General features: G+C 39.1%; 25 protein-coding genes. 9 read left to right on the top strand and 16 right to left on the bottom strand.

The window, feature by feature from the left end:
• Position 1: 1 nt before the first annotated feature.
• The 5 genes from C3V44_RS00415 to C3V44_RS00440 form a co-directional block, all read right to left on the bottom strand.
• The gene (locus C3V44_RS00415; RefSeq protein WP_106095152.1) at positions 2-730 is read right to left on the bottom strand and encodes a Bax inhibitor-1 family protein; all 729 of its coding nucleotides are present in this window, start codon (positions 728-730) and stop codon (positions 2-4) included.
• A 108-nt stretch (positions 731-838) separates the two neighbouring features.
• Entirely contained in the window at positions 839-1,906 is a 1,068-nt protein-coding gene (fbaA, locus tag C3V44_RS00420; protein WP_002672889.1) for a class II fructose-bisphosphate aldolase, read from the bottom strand.
• A 540-nt stretch (positions 1,907-2,446) separates the two neighbouring features.
• Positions 2,447-3,817 carry a pitrilysin family protein gene (locus tag C3V44_RS00430; RefSeq protein ID WP_106095154.1) on the bottom strand — a complete coding sequence of 457 codons (1,371 nt, stop codon included), beginning with the start codon at positions 3,815-3,817 and terminating at the stop codon, positions 2,447-2,449.
• 10 nt (positions 3,818-3,827) lie between these two features.
• Positions 3,828-5,096, bottom strand: coding sequence for a pitrilysin family protein (locus C3V44_RS00435; protein ID WP_106095155.1), 1,269 nt, complete (start codon positions 5,094-5,096; stop codon positions 3,828-3,830).
• A gap of 98 nt (positions 5,097-5,194) precedes the next feature.
• A complete protein-coding gene (locus C3V44_RS00440) occupies positions 5,195-6,562 on the bottom strand; it encodes a TlpA disulfide reductase family protein (RefSeq protein WP_106095156.1) in 1,368 nt (455 codons plus the stop codon).
• Between the two features lie 318 nt (positions 6,563-6,880).
• Here C3V44_RS00440 and panD point away from each other — a divergent pair, with 318 nt between their 5' ends.
• Together panD and C3V44_RS00450 are read left to right on the top strand one after the other, a co-directional pair.
• Positions 6,881-7,231: an aspartate 1-decarboxylase gene (panD, locus tag C3V44_RS00445; protein ID WP_002672875.1), complete on the top strand. Its 351-nt coding sequence runs from the start codon at positions 6,881-6,883 to the stop codon at positions 7,229-7,231.
• Entirely contained in the window at positions 7,228-8,181 is a 954-nt protein-coding gene (locus C3V44_RS00450; RefSeq protein ID WP_106095157.1) for a lysylphosphatidylglycerol synthase transmembrane domain-containing protein, read from the top strand. Before panD ends, C3V44_RS00450 begins: the two co-directional genes overlap by 4 nt.
• A 78-nt stretch (positions 8,182-8,259) precedes the next feature.
• Here C3V44_RS00450 and rimM read toward each other — a convergent pair whose 3' ends face one another.
• Together rimM and C3V44_RS00460 are read right to left on the bottom strand one after the other, a co-directional pair.
• On the bottom strand, positions 8,260-8,793 hold the full coding sequence (rimM, locus tag C3V44_RS00455) for a ribosome maturation factor RimM (RefSeq protein ID WP_106095158.1): 534 nt from the start codon (positions 8,791-8,793) through the stop codon (positions 8,260-8,262).
• Positions 8,794-8,797: 4 nt separating this feature from the next.
• A complete protein-coding gene (locus C3V44_RS00460) occupies positions 8,798-9,349 on the bottom strand; it encodes a 30S ribosomal protein S16 (protein WP_106095159.1) in 552 nt (183 codons plus the stop codon).
• Between the two features lie 152 nt (positions 9,350-9,501).
• Here C3V44_RS00460 and C3V44_RS00465 point away from each other — a divergent pair, with 152 nt between their 5' ends.
• Positions 9,502-10,530 (top strand): low specificity L-threonine aldolase, encoded by a 1,029-nt coding sequence (locus C3V44_RS00465; protein ID WP_106095160.1) that lies wholly within the window; start codon positions 9,502-9,504, stop codon positions 10,528-10,530.
• A gap of 4 nt (positions 10,531-10,534) precedes the next feature.
• Here C3V44_RS00465 and hemE read toward each other — a convergent pair whose 3' ends face one another.
• The 8 genes from hemE to C3V44_RS00505 form a co-directional block, all read right to left on the bottom strand.
• A complete protein-coding gene (hemE, locus tag C3V44_RS00470) occupies positions 10,535-11,560 on the bottom strand; it encodes a uroporphyrinogen decarboxylase (RefSeq protein WP_106095161.1) in 1,026 nt (341 codons plus the stop codon).
• A 74-nt stretch (positions 11,561-11,634) separates the two neighbouring features.
• Positions 11,635-12,384 carry a triose-phosphate isomerase gene (gene tpiA / locus C3V44_RS00475; protein WP_009420925.1) on the bottom strand — a complete coding sequence of 250 codons (750 nt, stop codon included), beginning with the start codon at positions 12,382-12,384 and terminating at the stop codon, positions 11,635-11,637.
• A 250-nt stretch (positions 12,385-12,634) separates the two neighbouring features.
• Positions 12,635-13,726 (bottom strand): redox-regulated ATPase YchF, encoded by a 1,092-nt coding sequence (ychF, locus tag C3V44_RS00480; RefSeq protein WP_106095162.1) that lies wholly within the window; start codon positions 13,724-13,726, stop codon positions 12,635-12,637.
• A gap of 79 nt (positions 13,727-13,805) precedes the next feature.
• Positions 13,806-14,747 (bottom strand): nitronate monooxygenase family protein, encoded by a 942-nt coding sequence (locus C3V44_RS00485; RefSeq protein ID WP_106095163.1) that lies wholly within the window; start codon positions 14,745-14,747, stop codon positions 13,806-13,808.
• A 3-nt stretch (positions 14,748-14,750) separates the two neighbouring features.
• Positions 14,751-15,170 (bottom strand): VOC family protein, encoded by a 420-nt coding sequence (locus tag C3V44_RS00490; protein ID WP_002672858.1) that lies wholly within the window; start codon positions 15,168-15,170, stop codon positions 14,751-14,753.
• A gap of 1 nt (position 15,171) precedes the next feature.
• Entirely contained in the window at positions 15,172-15,528 is a 357-nt protein-coding gene (locus C3V44_RS00495) for an MmcQ/YjbR family DNA-binding protein (RefSeq protein WP_106095164.1), read from the bottom strand.
• Positions 15,529-15,625: 97 nt separating this feature from the next.
• Positions 15,626-17,110, bottom strand: a complete 1,485-nt coding sequence (locus tag C3V44_RS00500; protein WP_106095165.1) for a cellulose synthase family protein — start codon at positions 17,108-17,110, stop codon at positions 15,626-15,628.
• Positions 17,111-17,241: 131 nt separating this feature from the next.
• The gene (locus C3V44_RS00505) at positions 17,242-17,754 is read right to left on the bottom strand and encodes an NUDIX domain-containing protein (RefSeq protein ID WP_106095166.1); all 513 of its coding nucleotides are present in this window, start codon (positions 17,752-17,754) and stop codon (positions 17,242-17,244) included.
• Between the two features lie 342 nt (positions 17,755-18,096).
• Between C3V44_RS00505 and C3V44_RS00515 the strand changes: the two genes are divergently transcribed.
• The 6 genes from C3V44_RS00515 (at position 18,097) to mraY (ending at position 24,172) form a co-directional block, all read left to right on the top strand.
• The gene (locus C3V44_RS00515; protein ID WP_106095168.1) at positions 18,097-19,353 is read left to right on the top strand and encodes a dihydroorotase family protein; all 1,257 of its coding nucleotides are present in this window, start codon (positions 18,097-18,099) and stop codon (positions 19,351-19,353) included.
• Positions 19,343-20,089 carry an alpha/beta hydrolase gene (locus C3V44_RS00520; RefSeq protein WP_009417951.1) on the top strand — a complete coding sequence of 249 codons (747 nt, stop codon included), beginning with the start codon at positions 19,343-19,345 and terminating at the stop codon, positions 20,087-20,089. The genes C3V44_RS00515 and C3V44_RS00520 overlap by 11 nt, the downstream gene beginning before the upstream one ends.
• Positions 20,090-20,092: 3 nt before the next feature.
• Positions 20,093-20,992 carry an ion transporter gene (locus C3V44_RS00525; RefSeq protein WP_106095169.1) on the top strand — a complete coding sequence of 300 codons (900 nt, stop codon included), beginning with the start codon at positions 20,093-20,095 and terminating at the stop codon, positions 20,990-20,992.
• Entirely contained in the window at positions 20,982-21,884 is a 903-nt protein-coding gene (miaA, locus tag C3V44_RS00530) for a tRNA (adenosine(37)-N6)-dimethylallyltransferase MiaA (RefSeq protein WP_106095170.1), read from the top strand. The genes C3V44_RS00525 and miaA overlap by 11 nt, the downstream gene beginning before the upstream one ends.
• Before the next feature lie 320 nt (positions 21,885-22,204).
• A complete protein-coding gene (locus C3V44_RS00535) occupies positions 22,205-22,903 on the top strand; it encodes a hypothetical protein (protein WP_106095171.1) in 699 nt (232 codons plus the stop codon).
• Positions 22,904-22,936: 33 nt separating this feature from the next.
• Positions 22,937-24,172, top strand: coding sequence for a phospho-N-acetylmuramoyl-pentapeptide-transferase (gene mraY, locus C3V44_RS00540; RefSeq protein ID WP_009410740.1), 1,236 nt, complete (start codon positions 22,937-22,939; stop codon positions 24,170-24,172).
• 83 nt (positions 24,173-24,255) lie between these two features.
• Here mraY and C3V44_RS00545 read toward each other — a convergent pair whose 3' ends face one another.
• Complete coding sequence (locus C3V44_RS00545; protein ID WP_106095172.1) at positions 24,256-25,425, bottom strand: MalY/PatB family protein; 1,170 nt, start codon at positions 25,423-25,425, stop codon at positions 24,256-24,258.
• Between the last annotated feature and the right edge of the window lie 52 nt (positions 25,426-25,477).

A 25,477-nucleotide genomic window follows, 5' to 3' on the forward strand; every position in this document is an offset into this window, starting at 1 on the left:
ATTAGTCTCTTCTCGACATAAGTATTCTCAATATATACCAGAAAAGTAGCATAATAGAAGAGAACAACTGCAAAGCAGCCCCTACGTATTGGTCTGTGCTGTATACATTTTTGATGTTGTAAGTTTCATATAGTATACCACCTGCTGCCAAAGCAACCATTGCTACTGAGAACCAAAGTCCTAAATCGAAACCAAAGATAGCTCCTGCCACAATAAGTCCTAAGGCTACAAAACCTCCTATTACCAATATGCTACGCAAGAACGAAAAGTCTACACGGGTGAGGAATACCACCGCTGTAAGTCCGCCAAACAAAGCAAGTGTAATAATACCAGCTTGCGAAAGGATAGCCGTACCATCAGTAAAGTACATCGCCAAAAAGATTATTGGCATAAAGATAACAGCTTCAAGTAACACATAAAGTCCTAAGCCCATATATTGGGTATTCTTATCTTGTGCTTGCGTCCATTTGCTGGCAAGGATTGAGCCTAACCAAAAGCCTCCCAAAATCAATAGCCATACCCATTTGCCACTTACCATAGAGATGATAAGGCTTTCTGGTACTACATTTAGCAAAATAGCTTCTACAGCTATAAAAGCCAAAAGTGCCATTGCTACGTGTGAGTAAGTTTTGCGGTAAAAGGTAGCTTGTGCCTCATTAGTAGCATAGCTTACTATTTGAGGTGTTTGATAGTTAGTGTTGTAGCTGTCGTAATTTGAATTATATCCCATATGTTTAATTAAAAATGTTTGTGTTCATATATCAAAAACTTTGCCAAAAAGTCTATTGGCAGAGGTTGCTGTAGCTTCTTGGCAAAGTTATCAGGTGGGGAAATACTACTATAAAGTATTTACGTTGTTAAGGTCTTCAAACGCTTTTTTCAAACGAGTAACAAATGTCTTTTCGCCTTCACGAAGCCATACACGTGGGTCGTAGTATTTCTTGTTAGGCGCTTCGGGACCTTCTGGGTTACCTATTTGTCCTTGCAAGTAAGCCGATTTAGCTTTCATATAGTCGCGAACACCTTCAGTGAAAGCGTATTGCAAGTCGGTATCAATATTCATTTTGATTACACCATAAGAAATAGCCTCGCGGATTTCTTCGAGGGTAGAGCCTGAACCTCCGTGGAATACGAGGTCGAGTGCGTTGTGAGGCAAATTGTATTTCTTTGAAACGTAGTCTTGTGAATTTCTTAAAATTTTTGGTGTCAATTTCACATTGCCAGGTTTGTACACCCCGTGAACGTTACCAAAAGCAGCTGCAATGGTGAATTGTGAGCTAATTTTAGAAAGTTCTTCGTAGGCGTAAGCTACGTCTTCTGGCTGTGTGAAGAGCCTGCTACTATCTACGTGTGAGTTGTCTACCCCGTCTTCTTCACCACCGGTCATACCGAGTTCTATTTCCAAAGTCATATCCATTTTGCTCATACGTTCAAGATAACGTTTGCAAGTTTCAATATTTTCTTTGATAGGTTCTTCCGATAGGTCAATCATATGTGAGCTGAACAATGGTTTACCTGTTTCTTTGAAGTGTTTTTCTGATGCTTCAAGCATACCATCAAGCCAAGGAAGTAATTTTTTAGCGCAGTGGTCAGTGTGCAAAATGATAGATGCTCCGTAGGCTTCTGCCAATTGGTGAACGTGTTTAGCACCTGCTACCGCTCCGAGAACTGAAGCGCGTTGGTTGTCGTTATTCAATCCTTTACCAGCCATAAACTGAGCACCACCGTTAGAAAATTGGATAATCATTGGGGCATTTACAGCTACTGAAGTTTCTAATGCAGCGTTGATAGAGTTTGAACTGATAACGTTGGCTGCAGGAAGAGCAAAGCCTTTTTCTTTAGCGTATTTGAATACTTCTTGTACTTCTTTTCCAAGAATTACGCCTTTTTTAATGTTATGTGCCATTCTTTAATATAATTAATTTTAGTTTTCAGAATTACTCATTATGTCATAATTGACGGCAAAGATACGATTTTCTCATATATCTTCAAAATAAATCTTATATTTTTTAGTTCAAATAACCAAAATTACTTCGTGTTTTTCACCACTTATCTTCAACTTATATTTGGTTTAAATGTTCCCTTTCTTCGTTCATTGTTCGTCTTTTGTTCGTCATTCGTTCGTCATTCGTTCGTCTTTTGTTCGTTCATTGTTCGTCTTTTGTTCGTCATTCGTTCGTCTTTTCTCTATCTGCCTGTGCGGCTCGCACCGTCATTTGTTCGTCATTTGTTCGTTCTTTGTTCGTCTTTTCTCTATCTGCCCGTGCGGCTCGCACTATCTGCCTGTGCGGCTCGCACCGTCTTTTGTTCGTCTTTTGTTCGTCTTTTCTCTATCTGCCTGTGCGGATCGCACTATCTGTCCGTGCGGCTCGCACTATCTGCCTGTGCGGCTCGCACCGTGCTACGACTGCCTGTGCGACTCGTACCTTTAACGCTTCATTTTTCACTAAATTGCTTCCCCATACTTATCAAAATACTTCACAGAGATTTTTTTCCCGTCAAAGCTAATATTTTCAAGCTCTCTTGCTATCTCACTGCCTTTGCCTACAATGATGATTCTGAAGTTTTCTAATAGGAAATAGCTATTAGCAACTCGCTGTACATCTTCTTTGGTTACTGCATTGATGTTCGCAATATAGTTCTTGTAAAAATCTTCGGGTAGGTTGCGCACTTTTATATTGATAGCGTAATTGGCAATCGTCTGTGGACGCTCGGTAGCCAGTACAAACTGACCCAAGTACTGTGCTTTGGCTTGTGCCAACTTTTCTTCACTCACTACACTAGTTTGTATGCGCTTCACTTCTTTGAGTATCTCCCTAATAGCAGGTGCTGTTACGGCATTCCCTACTTTGGTCTTGATGCTGAAGTTGCCTTTTGTCCATTTATCCGTTTTGAAAGTAGAAAAAGCTCCATAAGTATAGCCGTGTTCTTCCCGCAAATTCATATTGATATAACTGCCAAAATCTCCACCTAAAATACTGTTGGCTACCAATAGAGGAAAGTAATCAGGGTGCGACATTTTTAGGTCGATGAGGTTCGTAACCCTTATTTCCGATTGTACCGCGCTGGGTAAGTCTATAAAGTTGATTTGTGTTTCATTTACATTTTCAGGGATATATAAGGCAGGAGCTTCTTCTGAAAAAGGTTGCCAATCAGCGAAATGTTCGTTTACCAAAGTAATTACCTCTTCGGGGTTTACATCACCTGTAACAACCAAATAGGCGTTGTTAGGCACAAAACGTTTACGGTAATAGTTAGTTACATCGTCTAAGGTGAGGGCAGCGATGTGAGCTTCGGTAATGTATTCACCGTAAGGGTGAGCCGTACTGTAGCGCAAGGTTTGCTGTACGCGCTTCATAATCACTTCGGCATTACTCTCATTGGCACGAATACTTTGGATAATGCGTGCTTTTTCTTTTTCCATATCCTCTCCGGTGAAGTTAGGGTGCAGGGCAGCATCAGCAATGAGAGCCAACACACGCGGGAAGTATTTAGAGAGTACTTCGGCATAAACGCTATTAGAAGCGATAGAGAGAGTCGCTGCGAGATAGTCTATTTCCTCATTAAAATCGTCTTTACTGATAGAGGTAGAGCCATTGCCCGCCATTAGCGAAATAAGGTCAGAAATCCCTTTCTTTTCTTTTTCTAATTCCGGACATTCGTCTAACGAAAGGCGAATTCCCACTTGAGGAAGTTTATGGTTCTCCACAATAAGGAGAGTGAGTCCGTTCGGAAGGGTATGAGTAACAGGTGTCCCTAAATTAATGATAGGAGCAGCTCCTGGGGTGGGTTGTATAGAGCGGTCTATATGTGTCATTTTAGTTTACTTATAGATTTGAAGGTAAATAATTGAGGTCTAAACGTTGGTTTTTGTCCAAATACTTGCGTGCAGCCTCTCTGATATCCTCTCGGGTAATAGCGCGGTAGTGGTCTATAGCCTTGTTAATAAGGTTAGTGTCTTTGTAGAAAGTATAGTTATCTGCCAAAGAAAGGGCAATTCCTTCCATATGGCTGTTTTGAACCACAAAGTTAGCCTCTATCTGGTTTTGTAACTTTTCATATTCTCGCTCACTGATGAGTTCGGTTTGTAGTCTTGTAATTTCTTCGTCCATTTCTTGTGCCAAAGTTTCCAAACTCACACCGTCCATAGGGAGTGCTCCCATTATATATACGCCATAATCTTCTTGAGCGTCCGAAAAAGCCAATACCTGCAAAGCTGTTTGATGCTCGTCTATCATCTTTTTGTAGAGGCGAGCGCTCTTTCCGTCAGTGAGAATGTTAGAAAGCAAGTCGATAGTAAACGAATTTTTGTCCGTCATTGCAGGAGTGCGATAGGCATATAGTTTCAGTGGGATTTGTATATTAGGGTCGTATTCGGTTACCTCAATAGTTTCAGTGATAGGAGCTTCTTCTATTTTGTTGCGTTGTATAGCATTACCCGTATTAGGAATGGTCGCAAAGTATTGTTCTATCCATTCTTTGGTCGGTATCGTATCGAAATTGCCTGCCACCACCAGTACAGCGTTGTTAGGGTTGTAGAACTTCTTCTTAAATGCGATAAACTCTTCTAAGCTCGCAGCGTCTAAATGTTCCACTTTTCCAATTACTGTTCCCGAATAAGGGTGTTTTTTAAAAAGGTACGGATTGATAGCCGAGCGGTACATTATCCTACCGTAAGGTGTATTGTCTATACGTTGGTTTTTCTCTTCTTTTACCACTGAATTTTGAGTGCTTACTCCAATCTCATTGATAACAGGGTGCAACATACGTTCAGCTTCCATCCACAAGCCTAATTGCAAATTGTTAGACGGGAAGACTTCATAATAATAAGTTTTGTCCTGCGTAGTAAAAGCATTGTTATGTCCGCCATTTGCCGATACAATATCAAACCATTTGCCACGTGCTATATGCTGAGTGCCTTCAAAAAGGAGATGCTCAAAGAAGTGGGCGAAGCCAGTGCGGGTAGGGTCTTCGTCTTTGGCGCCTACGTGATACATTACTCCTATGGTAACCACAGGAGCTGAGTTATCTCGGTGAAGAATCACGTGTAGTCCATTAGAGAGGTCGTATTCTTCAAAAATGAGAGATTGAGCCATAGTTAATTAGTCGATTTGTCAATGAGATAATTAGCAAAAAAACTTTGCTAAAGTCTGTATGGCTTTAGCAAAGTTGTTCAATATGAAAAAAGTATTTGTTATAAATTCGCGTTGATAAGTTCTTTTACCTTAGCATCTGATGGTCTAGGTGCACTAATGCTAATGATTTTACCATTCTTCACTAACATAAAACGAGGAATACCGCTTAGGTCGTAGTTATCTATGAAATCGCGGTTCATACTTAGGTTAGTATATAGTTGGATACCACTCAGCTTCTCACGTTGTACGGCAACTTTCCAAGCCTCTTTGTCTTGGTCTACTGAAATACTTACAAAAGTAACGGGTTTGCCTTTGTATGCTTCTTGCAAAGCCTTCATACTTGGTATTTCTTTTATACAAGGTTTACACCAAGTTGCCCAAACGTCGATGTAAAGCAATTTGTCTTTAAGACTTTCATAAGATACTGGTTTACCATTCAAATCTTCAGCTGTAAAAGGAGGAAAATCTTTGCCAGGTTTTAGTCTTTCAAGTACCGCTATACGTCTGTCTAACTCTTTTAAGGCAGCAGTGTCTTTCACGTTTTCTTTGATACTTTTGATGAGTTCAGCATTTTCTTCAGGAGTGTTAGCTACTGAAACTCCACTGATAAAATAACGAGTAAGGTCTGCTTTAATATTTTTAGATTTCAGACCTTTTACGTGTGCGATAAGTTTACCCCAAGGGTTTTCGTCGTTTTCGTTATCTTGAAACTTATCGAATAGTTTATTAGTAACCAATTCTTTGTAAGCTCTGTAGGTATTATAATCTTCAGCGATATCATAATCTATCTTAGCGAGCTCATCAGCAAACTCTTTAGGAAGAGCTACCTCTTCTTGAGTGAGTTTTTGGTGTGCATTTTGGTAAATAGATTTTAGGTAAAGCATTTCGTAGTTAATAGCCTTTTCCTCTTTTTTAACGAAGTCTTTAGAGAGGTTCTTGGTGTTTTTCAAAAGGTCAGTATACTTTTTGCTATACTCATTTACGGCTGTTTTAAATTCTGTAGGTGCTTTAACTAAAAGTTGTTGCATACCACCACTTTTCTGAATTTCCATTGTAAGGTCAGCTTTTTTGTGCAAATAAGCATTTGCAAGCGTATCTTTGCCCGAGAATTTTATTTCTAAAGGCATCTTAGTGAGGTCGATATTAACCCCAAGTTCGTCACCTTGCTCTAAATACAACGGAATTTCTATTCCCTGAGGATTGAAAATAGTATAGTAATTAGAAGGTACGCGAAGCGTGTCTTGAAAAGTACCATCGGGTTTGATATGCAATGGCTGGTCTACTTCACCACCTATTATCTTCAGCTCCAAAGGAATCCCATTAGTGCCTTCTACTTTTCCTGAAAGCACTATATAATCAGCTCGTTTACTACAAGCTACAAAGCCTATTGCGGCTAACGACAAAATAAATAGTCTTTTCATCATCATTTGAAAAATATAATTAGGTGGCAAAGATAAGAATATTTTTTAGTAAACAAGCACTTTCTTCCTATTTTTTTCTATTGTAATTTATGCAAAATAAATCTTTCTAACTAAAAACTGAGAATGATAATCTCATTTATATAAAATTACTATTCTTTAAGATGTTGAATATTAAACTTATAAATACTCTTTGTATAACAATCGTCCAAGGTTTGTATAAGCTAAAGATAGGGCAGAGGTAAGCATAATTTTTTTCTTTCTTACACTGTTTTCAATTTTTTAACGTACATTTGCGCCGTTTTTTAAAACAATACAAATATAAATATGCAAATAGAAGTATTAAAATCTAAAATTCACCGCGTTAAGGTTACAGGAGCCGATTTAGATTATATCGGTAGCATTACCATTGACGAAGATTTGTTGGAGGCAGCTCAAATGATTGAGGGAGAAAAGGTGTCGATTGTAGATGTTAATAATGGCGAACGCTTCGAAACTTATATTATTAAAGGAAAGAGAAAATCAGGTGCTATTGTACTGAATGGTCCTGCTGCTCGTAAAGTGCAAAAAGGTGATATCATCATCATCATATCCTACGCTTTAATGGATTTTGAAGAAGCTAAAACTTTTAAGCCTTCTATTATCTTCCCTAATGAAACAACCAACCTAATCGAATGAAAAAGTTCTTAAAGATAGCCCTTCCGATATTTGTAGGCGTTTTCTTGTGTTGGTATGCTTATCGCCAATTTAACGAAGAACAGTTTGTCCAAATAAAACTCACTTTTCTAAACGCTGATTACTTCTATATCATTTTGGCTGTATTTTTAGGATTTTTAAGCGATCTTTCTCGAGCCATACGTTGGCATTTGTTGCTAAAACCTTTGGGGTACCGCACAGCTTTCTTACATAGAGCAATGGCTGTGTTCATTGGTTATTTGGTGAATGTAACCATACCGCGTTCAGGCGAGGTCTCTCGTGCGTTAGTAGTAAGCAATTACGACGGAGTCCCTTTCGAGAAATCATTAGGCACTATCATCTCCGAACGAATTATCGACCTACTTTTGCTTTTTCTATTCACTATGCTCGCTTTCATTCTCCAATTCGAGGTTATAAGCAACTTTCTTCTCTCCAAAATCCCTTTTCAAAAACTAATGTGGTTAATGGGTATAGGAGGTTTTTCGTTTATAGTTTTTTTGTATTTCATTTACACTTCCGATAAATCTTTTTTTATCAAGGTAAAAGTCTTTTTAAACGGAATAAAGGAAGGAATCCTATCAGTCGTAAAAATAAAACATAGAACGCTATTTCTTTTTCATACTCTTTTTATTTGGACAATGTACTTTTTGATGTTCTATATTCCATTTTTTGCCCTACCCGAAACCGCACATATCAGTTTGCCCAATGTGCTTACAGCTTTTGTGGTGGGTAGTTTTGCAATGACCTTCACCAATGCAGGCTTTGGTTCTTATCCTTTTTTTATTGCAGAAGTACTATTTTTGTTTGGAGTAGCTACTCCTGTGGGTACAGCCTTTGGTTGGATTGTATGGACATCACAATTTGCTATGACACTCTTATTGGGTAGCCTTTCATTCTTTTTTCTTCCCTTGTTGAAGAAGCATAATCCGTAGATTTTTCTTATTAAGGCAAATATAAAAAGGTTATCAAAACAGCTTTTGATAACCTTGTTTTATATTTTATGTTTGTTCTTAATTTTCTAAATACAAATCAATAAGCCCTTCTGGGGTTTTTACAATAATTTTCTTGTGGGCTCTATCTATCTTCTCAATAAACTCATCAGCCATAGGAATAAGTATCTCATTTCCGTTCTCATTCTCAATTTCAAATAACGCTTGGGTAGTACTGTCGTTTATTCCAACTATTTTCCCTACTACTCCGTAGTGCACATCTTCTACCTGAAACCCTATCACTTCGTGGTAATAAAACTTATTCCCCGATAGTTTAGGCAATACCGCAAGAGGTAAATATACTTTGTGTCTCAATAGAGCTTCTGCATCAGCCTCAGTTTCTATCTCTTCAAACTTCACGCGCAATAAATCCGACTTGTGTAAAGTGCTCTTTTCAATAAAAAAAGGAACCAGATTATTGCCTAAGGCAATAAATACTGATTCCATTTCTTCATACATTTCAGGGTCGTCGGAATCTAACTTGATTAGCACCTCGCCCTTAAAACTAAACTTCGACACAATTGTTCCTATATAAAAACAATCTTTTAAAGTCATAGGGTTATGCCTCAGTTTCGTTATTTTCTTCCGCAGGAGCTTCAGCTTCGGTAGCTTCGGTAGCTTCTGTAACCTCTTCGGTTGCTTCAACCGTTGCTTCGGTAGCTTTAGCTACAGCGGCGTTCTTGCGTTTCTCATTAGCTTCTTTTTCAGCGTCCAAAGCCTTTGCTTTTGCTTCTGCTTTCTCTTTAGCTAATTTTTGCTCTTTTGTAGATACTTTGTTAGCTTTCTCTTCTACCCAAGCATTGAACTTAGCCTCTGCTTGTTCTTCGGTCAAAGCCCCTTTGGCAACTCCTCCAAGCAAGTGGTATTTAAGCAATACCCCTTTGTAAGAAAGAATACGACGTGCTGTGTCACTAGGTTGTGCTCCGTTTTTTAACCATTTTACAGCTGCATCTACATCTATTTCAATCTGAGCAGGATTGCTAACAGGATTGTAAGTTCCTAACTTTTCAAGGAATTTACCATCTCTTTTTGCACGTGAATTAGCAGCTACAATCCAATAGAAAGGCTTGCCTTTTTTTCCGTGACGTTGTAATCTAATTTTTACTGGCATAAAAAATTTAATTAGTGAGGTTCACGACCTCGTTATTAATTCGGGCGCAAAAGTAATAAATTTTTTCATATTCACAACGTTCTTACATAAAAAAGTTTTACTTTTGCATTCTGAATTTGTAATAGCAGCTTTCTATTACCTTTGAACAAACTATGAAAATATCATTTAAAAACGACTATTCTGAAGGGGCTCACCCTTCTATTTTAAACCGAATGTTAGAAAGCAACCTCGAACAACAACAAGGATATGGTTGCGATACTTATACTAATAAAGCAAAAGCTCTTATTGCCGAAAAACTAAATAATCCTCAAAGTAAAGTATATTTCGTAAGCGGAGGTACACAAGCCAATCTCTTAGCATTAGGAGCAATGTTACGTCCTTATGAAAGCGTTATTACCTGCGAAACCTCTCATATTTGCGATAGCGAAACGGGAGCTATCGAAGCTACCGGACATAAAATACACCTAACCCCTGCAATAAATGGCAAAATACAACTTGATGATATTCGTGAAGTAGCAACTTGTTACACCAATTTTCCTCATCAAGTAGTGCCCCGATTAGTATACATTTCCAATGCTACTGAATTAGGCTCTATCTATACGCTTCAAGAATTAAAAGATTTGTACCACCTGTGTCAAGAACTGAATCTCTTACTCTATATCGATGGAGCGCGTTTAGCTCACGCTCTCAATGCTTCTGGCAATGATATTACTTGGGAAGATTTAGCTCGTTATACCGATGCTTTCTATATAGGAGCTACTAAAAATGGGGCAATAATGGGAGAAGCAATTGTTTTAAACAATCCTGAACTTCAATTGGGCTTTGAGTACCATATCAAACAAAAAGGGGCTTTACTTGCCAAAGGAAGGTTTCTCGGCATACAGTTCTTGGAGCTTTTCCAAAATAATTTATTTAATGAATTAGCTCTTCACGCAAATGCTCAAGCTAAACGTATTCAAGACGCTTTTATAGAAAAAGGAGTACACTTCTTGTCGCATACTCCTACTAATCAGGTGTTCCCTATTCTCACTAATGAGCAAGTAGCTCTTCTCCAAAAGCAATTCGATTTTTATATATGGAAGAAAGTCGATGAAACCCACACTGCCATACGTCTTATCACTTCTTGGGCTACTAAACCAGAAGATGTAGATACTCTCATTAACGCTATTAAAAAACTATAGCTTTTTATAAGCGATAAGATTTTACTGCCTCTACAAAAGCAATAGCGTTTTCTACGGGTACATTAGGTAAGATACCGTGTCCTAAGTTGGCAATATAATGGTCTTTTCCAAAAGCATCTATCATCTCTTTCACCTTCTGTTTAATTTCGGCAGGAGGTGCTAAGAGTCGTGAGGGGTCGAAGTTACCTTGTAATACTTTTTTACCTTTTGTAAGTTCGCGCGCTATCTCAGGGGCGCACGTCCAGTCTACGCCCAAAGCAGCTGCGTTAGAAGTTGCCATTTCAGGCAAAGCATACCAACAGCCTTTCGCGAAGACAATCACTTTGGTAAAAGGAGCAAGAGCTTCTACTATTTGGTTGAGGTATTGCCACGAGAATGTGCGATAGTCGTCAGGAGCTAACACTCCTCCCCAGCTATCAAAAAGCTGTACGGCATCTACCCCTGCTTTTACTTTTTCTTTCAGGTAAAGAATCGTTGTGTCAGTAATCTTTTGCAATAAGCTGTGTGCTACCGAAGGCTGCGTAAAACAAAGCTCCTTAGCCGTTGAAAAATCACGTGAACCTGAGCCTTCCACCGCATAACAGAAAATCGTCCAAGGCGAACCCGCAAAGCCAATTAAGGGCACACGATTGTTTAGCATTTGCTTAGTGATCTTTACTGCCTCCATTACGTAGCCCAAACGCTCTTCAATATTAGGCACAATTACTTGTTCCACATCTTTAGCTGTACGGATAGGCTTAGGCAACCACGGTCCCACGCTTTTTTTCATTTCTACTTCTATATTCATAGCCTGAGGCACTACCAATATGTCCGAAAATAATATTGCAGCATCTACCCCTACTATATCTACCGGTTGTACGGTGATTTCCGCAGCCAGCTCCGGTGTCTGACAGCGCGTAAAAAAGTCGTATTTATCGCGTAAAGCTCTAAATTCGGGCAAATAGCGTCCTGCTTGACGCATCATCCACACAGGCGGTCGTTCAGTAACCTCACCGCTGAGTACTCTCAAGAATAAGTCGTTTTGTATCATATTTTAATTTACATAAAGAAGACTGCCCAAGAACAAAGTTCATTGGACAGTCGTTATAAAAGGAATAATAACTTTTAAATGCTTTTGATAATAGTAACAAAATCATCAGCTTTAAGGGCAGCCCCACCTATGAGTCCGCCATCTACATCTTCTTTTGCAAAGATTTCTTTTGCATTATCCGGTTTTACACTACCTCCATACAAGATGGATACTTTATCAGCAACCCCTTTGCCGTATTTGTCAGCAATAGTTTTACGAATAAAGTGGTGAATTTCTTGTGCTTGGTCAGGAGTTGCGGTTTCGCCTGTACCAATAGCCCATACAGGTTCGTAAGCCAATACAATATGTTGCCAAGCCTCAGCAGGCAAGTGGAACAAACCATTTTTGATTTGGCTACCTACCACATCAAAGTGCTTATTAGCTTTGCGGTCAGCTAACTCTTCACCAATACAGAACACTACACGCATATTGTGTTTAAGGGCTGTGTTCACTTTTTTAGCTAAACTCTCATCAGTTTCGTTAAAGTAAGCACGGCGCTCAGAGTGTCCTAAAATAGTAGTTTTTACCCCAATACTGCCTAACATTTCAGCCGAAATCTCCCCCGTGTAAGCACCGTTTTCAGCAAAGTGCATATTTTGCGCAATTACTTCGATGTGGCTACCTTTTACTGCTTCTACAGCTGGAATAAGGTTTACAAAGGTAGGGGCAATCATTACCTCAGCATTTGTTTGAGGTACTTTTTTTAATAGGTCGGAAATAAGTGCTAACGACTTGTTAAGGTCGTTGTTCATTTTCCAGTTCCCTGCTACAATTTTTTTTCTCATATAATGAACTTTTTATTTTCTAACATCTCGGCAAAGATATAAATAATTTACCAATTAGCAAAATTACTGATGAACACTACTAACGAATTACCTAATTAGCTAATTTATATTGTTTCTAATAGAATATTGCCATATCTTTGCCTCGTCTTTTAAAAGCGATTGCTTTTCAAGCACAAAGTTGAACCATAAAGATTATTTAATTTAGAATTATTTTTGTCGGTAAGCGATGGGAATCTGCTTACCGGCTTTTTTATACGTTAAAGCGGAAGTGCATAATATCGCCGTCTTTCACGATATATTCTTTACCTTCCACGCGCATTTTACCAGCTTCTTTTACTTTAGCCTCACTGCCATAAGTAATAAAATCATTATAAGCGATTACCTCAGCACGAATAAATCCTTTCTCAAAATCGGTGTGAATTACCCCTGCGGCTTGAGGGGCAGTGTCTCCTTGATGAATCGTCCACGCACGCACTTCTTTTACTCCTGCGGTGAAATAAGTTTGTAGGTTCAGCAGGTGATAAGCTGCACGAATGAGTTTAGAGGCTCCTGGTTCTTCTAAACCTATATCCTCCAAGAACATTTGGCGTTCTTCGTAACTTTCCAATTCGGTGATGTCAGCTTCAGTGGCTACTGCCAATACAATCACTTCGGCATCTTCACCTTTTACGGCATCTTTCACTTGTTCCACATAAGCGTTCCCATTTTTAGCCGATTTTTCATCTACATTGCACACATATAGCACAGGCTTGGTAGTGAGCAGTTGGAAGCTGTCCAGCAATTCTTTTTCTTCATCGCTTATTTGCACGGCACGAGCCGAAACACCCGTGAGCAAAGCCTCTTTTACACGGTTGAGCAAATCCATTTCTTTCGCCGCTTTCTTATCGCCTGCTTTCGCTGCACGCGTTACTTTATCCAAGCGTTTTTCAACCGTTTCAAGGTCTTTTAACTGCAATTCTATATCAATAGTTTCTTTATCGCGTATAGGGTCTACACTTCCATCAACGTGTACGATGTTGTCATTCTCAAAACAACGCAATACGTGAATAATCGCATTACACTCACGTATATTTCCCAAAAATTGGTTACCCAAACCTTCGCCTTTACTGGCGCCTTTCACCAGTCCAGCTATGTCTACAATCTCTACCGTTGCAGGCATTACACGCTCAGGTTTTACAAGGCTTTCGAGTTTCTCTAAACGGGGGTCAGGTACGTTTACAACACCCAAGTTGGGCTCTATAGTACAAAAAGGGAAGTTAGCACTCTGTGCTTTAGCATTTGATAAACAATTAAATAAAGTAGACTTCCCCACGTTGGGCAGTCCTACAATTCCTGCTTTCATATATATTTATTGTATAATTTTAGGGTGCAAAAGTACGGTAAATAACAATAATGACAAATATTCTAATAATACTATTTTATCAATGAGGTAATTTCTTAATACTTCTCCTGTATTCCATCACCATCTCATCAATAACCTCTTTTACGCTTTGCACTTGGGTAATGAGACTCACTACTTGCCCTATTTCTAACTCGCCTTGTTCTACGTCTCCTTCAAACATTCCTTGTTTGGTACGGCGATTACCTACTAAGGCTTTAAGGTTTTCGACAGTAGCTTGCTGAGTGTTGTAGAGCTCTTTTACTTCCTTATAGAAGCCGTTTTTAAGCAAACGTACAGGGGCTAATTCCTTTAACGTAAGTTCTGTATCACCTTCGCCAGCGGCTACTACTCTTTCTTTAAAATTAGGATGTACAGAAGCCTCGGTAGTAGCTACGAACCTGCTGCCTATCTGTACCCCTTCGGCACCTAAGGCAAGAGCAGCAAGCATTCCGCTACCTGTAGCAATTCCCCCTGCAGCAATGAGAGGAATATCTAATACTTTGCGTACAGCAGGAATGAGCACCATTGTGCTAGTTTCTTCACGTCCGTTGTGACCGCCCGCTTCAAAGCCCTCAGCTACCACAGCATCTACGCCAGCAACTTGGGCTTTAAGGGCAAACTTACTACTACTCACTACGTGAGCTACTTTTATGCCTTCTTTTTGCAATAAAGAGGTATAGGTAGCCGGATTTCCTGCCGAAGTAAATACAATCTTTACCCCTTCGCGCAAAATCACTTCAATAGCTTTATCCATTTCGGGGTACATAATAGGAATATTCACCCCAAAAGGTTTATCGGTAGCCGCTTTACACTTACGTATGTGTTCTGTAAGGGTTTCGGGGTGCATAGAGCCTGCGCCCAATAGTCCTAAACCGCCTGCATTGCTCACTGCTGAAGCCAATCGCCAACCACTTGCCCATATCATTCCTCCTTGAATAATAGGATATTGAATATTAAAAAGTTCTGTAATACGTGTTTTCATTGTCTACAATTTAAGATTGTTATTCTCGTCGAACTCCCAAAAAGGATTATAAGCGACTTCAAACACATAACCGTCTAAATCTTTAAAGTAACCGCTATAGCCACCCCAAAATACTTTTTGAGCAGGTTTTATTATAGTTGCTCCTAATTCTTTAACTTTGGCTAATACAGCGTCTACTTCCGCTTCCGAGGTAGCATTGTAGCTGATAGTCATTCCTGCAAACGAACTTGGCTCATAAGGCAAAGTAGTATCTTCTGAAAGTTCTTCTAAGGGGTAAAGCCCCAATACGATGCCTCCCAAAGGAAAAAGAGCATAGTCGTTCATACTTTTATCTGATTTTTGCCAACCTAAGCCTTCGTAGAAACTAAGGGCTTTTTGAAAATCGCGAACGCCCAAAGTAATCAAAGTAAATTTTTGTCTCATACTATTGATTTGTTATAAGTTCTTTCTCTTTTTTAGGTACTTTGGCGAGTACTTCTTCGTAAGAATGTTGTACCATTTCTTCAATAAGAGTGGGAGGGAGGCTCTCTACCAAAACTGTATTCCAAAGTTTTTTGTTTAAGTGATAGCCTGCTACAATCTTTTCAGGGTATTGCTCACGAAGCTCCAAAGCACGCTCAGGGTTGCATTTGAGACTTGCCCTCAAAGGGACGCTTTCTAAATTCGTAAGCACGAATATCCTTCCACAAATGCGAAAAGCCAATATGTCCTCGCCGAAAGGCATATCTTCAGTAGTATGTGGTAAGGACAAACAAAGGTCTCTGAAAGTTTCTAAGTTCATTGTTTTAGGTAAGAGATAAGATAAAAGGGTTGCCTATTATTCAAGACAACCCTTTATTTTATACATTCATTTGCTAATTTACAAATATACTAATCAATTAAGCTTTTGAGGTAAGTGATTTGAAGAATACAAATCCAAAACCTAGGGTAAGCATACAGTGGAATGGGAACATACCAAAGTCGTTAAGACGAACGGCACTGTATAATCCAAAGAGGAAATACAACATTAGTAAGAATTCTACTATCATATTAGGCGATAGTTTGGTATTGATGTATTTGTTGTTTTTCCAGCTATCGGAGAGTGCATTGATATTGAATTTAGGGGTACGCACAAACTCACTGCGTTTACCTGTGTGTCCTTCGAGTACTGCAACAGTGTTATGGAAAGAGAAACCTAAGGCTACTGAGAAGAACGTTACAAACAGTTTGATGTAGTTTAAAAAGTCGTCGAAGGTCTTTCCTTGCAGGTTCTTATAAGTAAACCAATAGCAAATAAACAAGATAACAGTACTGATGATAAAGAAACTAGTAATGTGGAATATCCACGCCAAATGTCCGTATTGGTTTTTGATGTACAACATAGGGATACTAAGGACTGATACCACAAATACCCATAAGAACATAGAGCTATTGAGGAGGTGCATTACCCCGTGAAATTTGGTTTTCCAACCTATGTTTTTAGCTGCTAATACACGGCTTACTGTTTTACGGAAGTTCTCAGCTCCTCCTTTGTTCCAACGGAACTGTTGAGAGCGTGCTGCTGAAATAACTACTGGAAGCTCGGCAGGTGTTTCTACATCTTCCAAATATTTGAATTTCCAATTCTTTAATTGAGCGCGATAACTGAGGTCGAGGTCTTCGGTAAGGGTGTCGCCTTCCCAGTTACCTGCATCGTAAATGCACGCTTTACGCCAAATACCTGCTGTACCGTTGAAGTTGATAAAATATCCTTTAGAATTACGCCCTACTTGTTCAAGAGTGAAATGGACATCAAGAGCGAGAGCTTGTATTTTAGTAAGGATAGAATAATTCCGGTTGATGTGCCCCCAGCGAGTTTGTACTACGCCTATTTCAGGGTCTTTGAAGTATACTACCGTACGTTTGAGCCAATCGGGTTGAGGCATAAAGTCGGCATCGAAGATGGCAACAAAATCACCTTTGGCAATAGCTAATCCTTCTTTAAGAGCACCTGCCTTAAAGCCTTCGCGATTGGTGCGACGAATGTGCTTAATATCCAAGCCTGTAGCTTGTAGTTCTTTAATGATTTCAGCGGTTTCAGTTACTGATTCGTCGGTAGAGTCATCGAGCACTTGAATTTCGAGTTTGGTACGAGGGTACTCCAATTTTGCGATATTTTCGAGCAAACGACGTACTACATACTTTTCGTTGTAAAGTGGTAGCTGGATGGTTACGTACGGAATCTCCTTAGGGTCAAGCAAGTTAAACTTAGGAGCCTCGTCGTTTTGTTTGCGATGTTTGAGATAGTTCAGTAGCAAACTAAGCATTGAAAGGCTATATAAGAAAATGCCTACTAATGCTGTACAATAGATAATAATAATCGCGTAATTGATAATTGTTGCCATAAATTATTGTTTTATGTTCTTTCTTTTAGATTTTGCAAATGTACGTGTTTTTTTGAAAACACCAAGCAAAAAAGAAATTATTTTTTAAGAAATCTCTCTTTTTTCTAAACTAATAAACTGTATATCAATAATTAGCTTTGAAGTTGTTTTATGACTGTACGCACTGATATAAAACCAATTTCTTCTTCTTGAATATCTTTAAGAGCAATCCACCGGAGTTCTTTAATTTCATCGGGGGCTACAATATGTACTTCTTCGGCTTTGAGTTCGCATTCAAAAAAGATATCCATAGTGCGGTAGGGTACATTTTTGTACAGATAATTATTGGGGTAGGTGGTGATGAAGCGCAGTTGCTCAGGTTTGATGATGAGTCCCATTTCTTCTTTTACTTCGCGACAAGCTGCTTCTTGAGCCGTTTCGTTGGGGTCGATAAAACCACCTGGAAGGTCGAGTTTTCCTTTGTCGGGGTTCATATTGCGGACTGTAAATAGTATTTTATCTTTATGCTTGAACACTACTGCTACCGCGGCGGCAATATTGTGGAAATAGGTAAAACCACAATCGTGGCACAAAAAGCGCACGTTATTAGGAAATTCGATGTTTGTAGAAGTACAATTTGGGCAATGTTTAAATATGCTTTCCATAGTTTTTGGGTATTTTCTAAAATTAGGTGAATGTTGAGATAACAGATTTTTAAGGTTAGAAAAATATTCTGTATACCTATCTTGGACAAACCTTATACGAATCTTGGACGAATCTTGGACGATAGCTATACCTGTGGTATCACTGTGTAAAGGCTGTTTTGTAGAAAAATTTTCTACATCTTATAGGGATTCGCTTATAAAAATAACTTTTTGTACTTGTTGTCTTTTTTTATTAGGCGACAAATGTACTAAATTTTCTTATCTGAAAAAAATAATTTGTAAAAATAGTTTTTAATTGTTTTTTTAGTTGTACCTTTGCAGAGAAATTAAAAGCGTAATTCTATGGATATATTACTCAAGTCGGCAAAAATTATTGATGAAGAGAGTGCCTATCACGGTGCTGTAAAAGATATTTTAATTTCAGATGGGGTTATTAAGCAGATATCCAATCATATTGCTGCCGAAGGGGTAGATAAGGTCCTGGAAAACACTTGTATATCACAAGGTTGGACGGATAGCAGTGTTTGCTTTGGCGAACCAGGCTTTGAAGAGCGGGAGACCTTAGGGAATGGAATGCTTACGGCACAGAGAAGTGGTTTTACACACGTGCTCGTTAATCCGCTTACTCACCCCGTAGCCGACAACAAGCAAGCTGTAATGTATATCAAAGAAAAAACAAAGCATTTTGCTACTACCGCTCACCCTATTGGGGCACTAACAGTAGAGAGTAAGGGGGAATTTCTTGCCGAGCTTTACGATATGCAAAATGGAGGTGCTGTGGCTTTTGGCGATTATAAGAAGCCTATACACAACAGCAACCTGCTGAAAATAGCCTTGCAATATACACAGCCTTTCGGTGGTATTGTTATTTCTTTTCCTAACGATGCTAAAATTATGGGTAAAGGTGTGGTGAATGAGCATATAGAAGGTACACGATTAGGACTAAAAGGCATTCCTGCTTTGGCTGAAGAACTGTGTGTAGCGCGTGATTTGGCTATATTAGAATACGCAGGGGGGAAGTTACATATTCCTACTATATCCACAGCAAAATCGGTAGCGCTTATTGAGGAGGCAAAAAACAAAGGATTGGACGTGACTTGTAGCGTAGCTATCCATAATATTCAGTTTACTGACGAGGTTTTAGAAGGGTTTGATACTAATTACAAGGTGTTGCCCCCTTTGCGCGATACTGAAAATGTAAAGGAACTAAGAAACGCCTTACAAAGAGGAGCGATAGACTTTGTTACCTCTGACCATAATCCGTTGGACATAGAACTCAAATTTAAAGAGTTTGACCTTGCCTCGTTTGGAACTATTGGGCTGGAGAATGTGTGGGGTGTGCTGAGTCAGTATACAACTGTTGAAAGAGCGGTAACACTGCTTACCTCGGCGCGCAAACGTTTCGGGATACCTACTGCACCCATAGCTGAAAATACAGAAGCTGATGTTACTATCTTTACTCCCGAAGGAGAGACTGTTTTTACAAAAGAGATGATATTATCGGCTTCGAAGAATAGTGCTTTTATAGGTGCGACAATGAAAGGAAAAGTATTGGGGATTATTGCCCACAGACAAGCAATATTGAACGATGGAGTTTAAGAAATGTCTTACCTTTGTTATAGGGAGCTTGATTTTATTATTTACAAACTGTTACTTTAAAACAAAGAAAAAAACAATGGAAACACATAAAAAACTACCTTTAGAATACGTAATTCGCGAACCACAGGTAAGGACTAAACGTTCGCCTGTAATATTTATGTTGCACGGTTATGGGAGCAATGAGGAAGACCTTTTCTCCTTTGCCGATGAATTACCCAAAGAATACACGATTATATCATTGCGTGCGCCTTATAATTTAACCTCATTTGGTTATGCGTGGTATATGATTAACTTTGATGAAGACCAAGCCTATTGGAGCGATAATGAGCAGGCTATTGAATCGCGTGAATTAATAATGAAATGTATTGATGAGGCTTGTAAGGTATATGATTTGGATACGAGAAACATAAACCTCTTAGGATTCAGTCAGGGAAGTATATTGAGTATGGCTATTGCGATATCTTATCCTAAGAAAATACGCAGAGTAATAGCACTGAGTGGTTACTTAAATGAGGATATCTTGAAAGACGGATATAAGAAAGAGAACCATTCGGCTACGCACTTTTACGTATCGCACGGCACCAGTGACCAAGTAATACCTGTGGAATGGGACAGAAAAACACCTGAGTTTTTAAAATCAATAGGGGCTAAATGTACTTATGAAGAGTTTCCGATAGGGCACGGTGTATCACCACAAAACTTTTATTCATTCCGTGAATGGCTTAGTAAATATTGATTTATGGACAAAGCAGCACTTAAATCAAAATATAATATATTCAAGCAAAAGGCTTATATTATTATCTATGGGACGAATACACGCTTAGGTAAACTATTTGACCTTGTGCTGTTGTCGCTCATTACTATCAGTGTGATAATGGTAATGCTTGAAACCGTAAAGGGTGTTGACCACTATTTGCACGGTTTGTTGGTGTTTATGGAGTGGGTGATAACCGTTTTCTTCTCACTTGAATATATCTTGCGTATTATTACCAATAAAAAGCCTTATAAATATATTTTTAGTATGTATGGCATTATAGACCTCATTGCTATTTTGCCGATGTACATATCGTTCTTCGCTCCTGGTGCAAAGGCGATATCAGTAGTGAGGGCTCTGCGCTTATTGCGAATTTTCCGTATCTTGGATTTAGTGAGTTTTATGAATCAAGGGGAGGAACTGAAAATGGCTTTGCGCACTAGCCGAGACAAAATTCTTATCTTCATTTATTTCATATCGGTGATTTGTATACTCTTAGGGTCAGTAATGTATGTGGTAGAAGGACACCAGAACGGGTTTAGCAGTATCCCACGCAGTGTTTACTGGTGTATTGTAACAATGACTACCGTAGGCTATGGAGATATAGCTCCGCAAACTACATTGGGACAGCTGATAGCTTCATTTGTAATGATATTGGGTTATGGTGTTATTGCGGTACCTACGGGTATTGTTACTGCTGAATATACCCATATGAAAAAGAAACAATCTTTTGAGGAGAACAAAAAGCAACACAAAGAGAATGAGGTTGCTGGAAAATTGGTTTGCAAACAATGTTCTTTTGACAAACATTTGCAGGGGGCTAAATATTGTAGCCAATGTGGTAGTGAGTTAATACTCCAAAAGAGCAATCACGATGAAGCATAAAAAAATACTTTTGAGTGTGGTAGGACCTACTGCTATTGGAAAAACGCGAATGGCTATAGCCTTAGCACAACACTTCGGTACTGAAATCATCTCTTGCGACTCACGTCAGTTTTTTAAGGAGCTTTCTATAGGCACAGCTGTTCCTTCGTCCTATGAATTAGCTCAGGCAAAGCACCATTTCATTCAGCATAAATCTATTTTTGAGCCTTATTCGGTAGGTGATTTTGAGCGCGATGCTATTAGCTTGCTCAACACACTTTTTAGAACTCACGATGTGGTAGTAATGGTAGGAGGAAGTGGGCTTTATGCTAATGCAGTGCTCAGTGGGTTAGATGATTTTCCTGAAACCGATGAACAGATAAGGAAAGAGCTGAATGCGCAGTATAAAGCAGAAGGTATTGTTTTTTTGCAACAAAAGTTAAAAACTTTAGACCCTGTGCAATACGAGAAAATAGATACAAATAATCCGCAACGAATGATACGCGCCTTAGAAGTGTGTATGGTAGCAGGGAAGCCTTATTCGTCTTTTTTAAACAGAAAAGAAACGGTGAGAGACTTTGAGAGCATACAAGTAGGACTTACGGCAGAGCGAGAGGTGCTTTACAATCGCATTGATGAGCGAGTAGAGCAAATGCTTGAAGGTGGGTTGCTTATAGAAGCACAAGATATGTTTCGGTACAAGGAACTCAATGCCTTGCAGACAGTAGGCTACAAGGAGTTATTTGCTTTTTTTGAAGGGAAGACCTCTTTTGGCTTTGCGATAGAGGAAATTAAGAAGAACACTCGTCGATTTGCTAAGCGACAATTTACGTGGTTTCACAAAGATAGTTCTATACATTGGTTTGATTACAGGACAACGGTGGAGGAAGTTCTTCAGAAAACCACAATGTAGAAATACCAATAATACCAGAAATGCCAATAATACCAAATTAATGACAGTGCGAGGTCGTAGCACGATAGTCAGGTGCGAGGTCGTAGCACGACAGGCAGATAGAGAAAGAACGAACAAAGAACGAACAAAGAACGAACAAAGAACGAACAAAGAACGAACAAAGAACGAACAAAGAACGAAGGGAAGGCGGAGTTAAAACAAACCTAAGAAGGAGGATAGAGGAAGATATTTTGAAGTAAAAAAGGTACGTTTGATTTGAGGAATGATAGAAGTATTGTAAAAAATATTATCTTTGCACCAAAATTTGTGATTGATAACTAATGAAAAAACTGATTTTATTAGCTTTTACGCTACTGGCATTGCAATCTTGTAGTGTAACAAATACCTTTACATTTCATAAAGATGCTACCATTTCCACCGATATGGCAGTAGATATGAGTGAAATGCTCGCTATGCAAGCAAAAGCAAAACAAGGAGAAAACAGTTTGAAAAACGTGAATATGCCCGAATTTCCAAAAGAATGGCAATCGGTTTACGACTTTCAAAAAACAGTAGAAAAGGATAGCATTCCTGCTGATAAAGCTGAATTGCTGAAACGTGCAGCTATTAAAGGACTTTTTAAAGACAATAAGGAAGTAGGTTTTCAGGTTAGGTTCGACCATTTTGCGCCTGAAGAATACGCTTCTATCACCGCTGCTATTGATAGAGGGACACGCAATAACAACCCTCTGAGTATTTCGGCTTTTAAATGGGACGGCAAGGAGTTGCGCATCAATATCGCTGCTTTGGAACAAAATACAGATGATGAAGAGCAAGCAGAGCGCGTAGCACAGATGAAGAAGATGTTTAATATTGATATCAATAATACGCTTGTATTCGAGGGCAAAATAAAGAAGATAAAAGGCAAACATCCTTATATTGAGAAAATAGATGCTCATACCGTGAAAATTGATTTAAAAGCCACTGATGGCAAAAAGAAAAAGAGACGCGATAAAGAGATTGTAATCGTTATCAAATAGTTCTTATCTCTTACCACTTAACTATTACTTAAAATGTTATATTATTTATTAGAATATCTTGAAAAATATTACGACTTTCCAGGGTCGGGGCTTTATAAATACTTATCGTTTCGCGCAGGTTTAGCTTTAATGCTTTCCTTGCTTATTTCTACCATCTATGGGAAGCGTATTATTCGCCTCCTACAACGCAAACAGATAGGCGAAACGGTACGAGACTTAGGGCTTACGGGACAGAATGAGAAAGCAGGCACTCCTACTATGGGGGGGATTATCATTATTCTTGCCACGCTTATACCTGTACTGCTGTTGGCTAAGTTAGATAACGTATATACCCTATTGCTACTCATCACTACTGTGTGGATGGGAGCCATTGGCTTTATCGACGATTATATCAAGACTTTCCGCAAGAATAAAGACGGACTGAAAGGACGTTTTAAAATATTAGGACAAATAGGCTTAGGAATTATCGTAGGGGCGACGCTCTATTTTAATGATAATGTAACTATTAAGAGTGAGAAAACAGGTATTGGACGAACACGTACTGAAGTAGTAGCAGAAACAGCCACAGAGAATTTTGTTCCAGAAGTGAAATCGACGAAAACTACTATTCCGTTTGTGAAGAATAACGAGTTTGACTATGCTGACCTCATTGCGTGGGCAGGAGATAATTATCATCATTATGTGTGGCTGGTATTTATTCCTATTGTGATTCTTATTGTTACAGCAGTTTCTAACGGAGCGAACCTTACTGATGGTATAGACGGATTGGCAGCGGGAAGCTCGGCTATTATAGTCCTGACATTAGGGCTATTTGCGTGGATTTCGGGTAACATTATCTTCTCGGAATACTTAAATATTATGTATATCCCAAGAGTAGGGGAGATGACGGTATTCATAGCCGCTTTTGCAGGAGCTTTGGTGGGCTTTTTGTGGTATAATACCTATCCTGCCCAAGTGTTTATGGGCGATACAGGAAGTTTGACCATAGGCGGGATTATAGCTGTGATAGCCATAGCAGTACGCAAAGAACTCTTGTTACCTGTGCTCTGTGGTATCTTCCTCATTGAAAACTTATCGGTGATATTGCAAGTGGTTTACTTTAAATATACGAAGAAAAAATATGGTGAAGGTAGACGTATCTTCTTGATGTCGCCTTTACACCACCATTACCAAAAGAAGGGGTATCACGAGAGTAAAATAGTGATGCGCTTTCTTATTGTAGGGATTTTCTTAGCGGTGATTAGCATTGTAACGCTGAAATTGAGATAAGAGCTCAATTAAAAGCTCGGATATATTGGAGAAAAGAAATGTGAAAAGCGCCTAAATAATCTGATTATTTAGGCGCTTGACTTTTATATTGAAGTTATTGCGTCTTTGAGTTGAGCTAAGGCTTGCCTTACCACACTACGCGGACAAGCTAAATTGATGCGCATATAGCCATTGCCTTCTTCACCATAAATGCTACCATCATTTAAGGCTAAATGCGCCCTATTGGTACATAGAGCGACTATATCTTTTTGGTTGAGCTGTAACGCACTGAAATCAATAAACACTAAATAAGAGGCTTGAGGTATGATAACTTTTAGTTGAGGTATGTTTTCCTTGATATAACTTACCACTTCATCAATATTACCTTGAACGTAGGTGAGCATTTGTTGTAACCATTCTTCGCCTTTGTTATAGGCTGCTACAACGGTATTAAAAGCAAAGACATTGCCGGCAGCCAATTCGTTCCCTTCTACATAGCTCTCGAAGCGACGGCGCAGGGTAGGATTAGCAATTACCGCATAAGAGGTAGCTAAGCCTGCCATATTAAAAGCCTTACTGGGAGATGCAAATACAACGGAGTTCTGTTTAGCTTCTTCGCTTACTGAGGCAAACGGAATGTGCTCGTAGGGAAGTAAGGTAAGGTCGGCGTGGATTTCGTCAGCTACTATTATTACGTTGTTCTGAGCACAGATAGTTGCTACTTTTTCGAGTTCTTCGCGCGTCCATACACGTCCGCCAGGGTTATGAGGGTGACAGAAGAGAAAGAGCTTACAGCCTTTTATCTTTTTTTCGAAGAGTTTAAAATTGATATAATATTGCCCATCTTTCAGCTCCAATGGACAGTTTACTAATTCGCGATGGTTATTGCGGATTACCTGAGTGAAAGGATTATATACAGGTTGCTGAATCATCACCTTTTCACCACGCTGAGTAAATGCCTGTACTGCCATTGCCAAAGCAGGTACTACGCCAGGTACGAATGAAATCATTTCTTTGGTAATCGTCCACTTATGACGGCGCTTTTGCCAACTGATAATGGCTTCATACCAACTTTCGGGTTTCGCTGTGTAGCCAAACACTTCACATTCCATACGTTTTTTCATCACTTCCACTATGAAAGGAGGTGTTTTAAAATCCATATCGGCTACCCACATAGGAAGCAAATCGGTGCGTCCCCAGCGGGGGGCTAATGCCTCTAACTTGAGAGCATCGGTGTGTTTTCTGCAAACTACTTCGTCAAAATTATAATTCACTTTTTAATGATTAATGTTTAATGGTTAATGATTAATATGTTACGTGTTATCG

The sequence above is a fragment of the Capnocytophaga sp. oral taxon 864 genome (assembly GCF_002998835.1).
Taxonomy (GTDB): Bacteria; Bacteroidota; Bacteroidia; order Flavobacteriales; family Flavobacteriaceae; genus Capnocytophaga; species Capnocytophaga ochracea.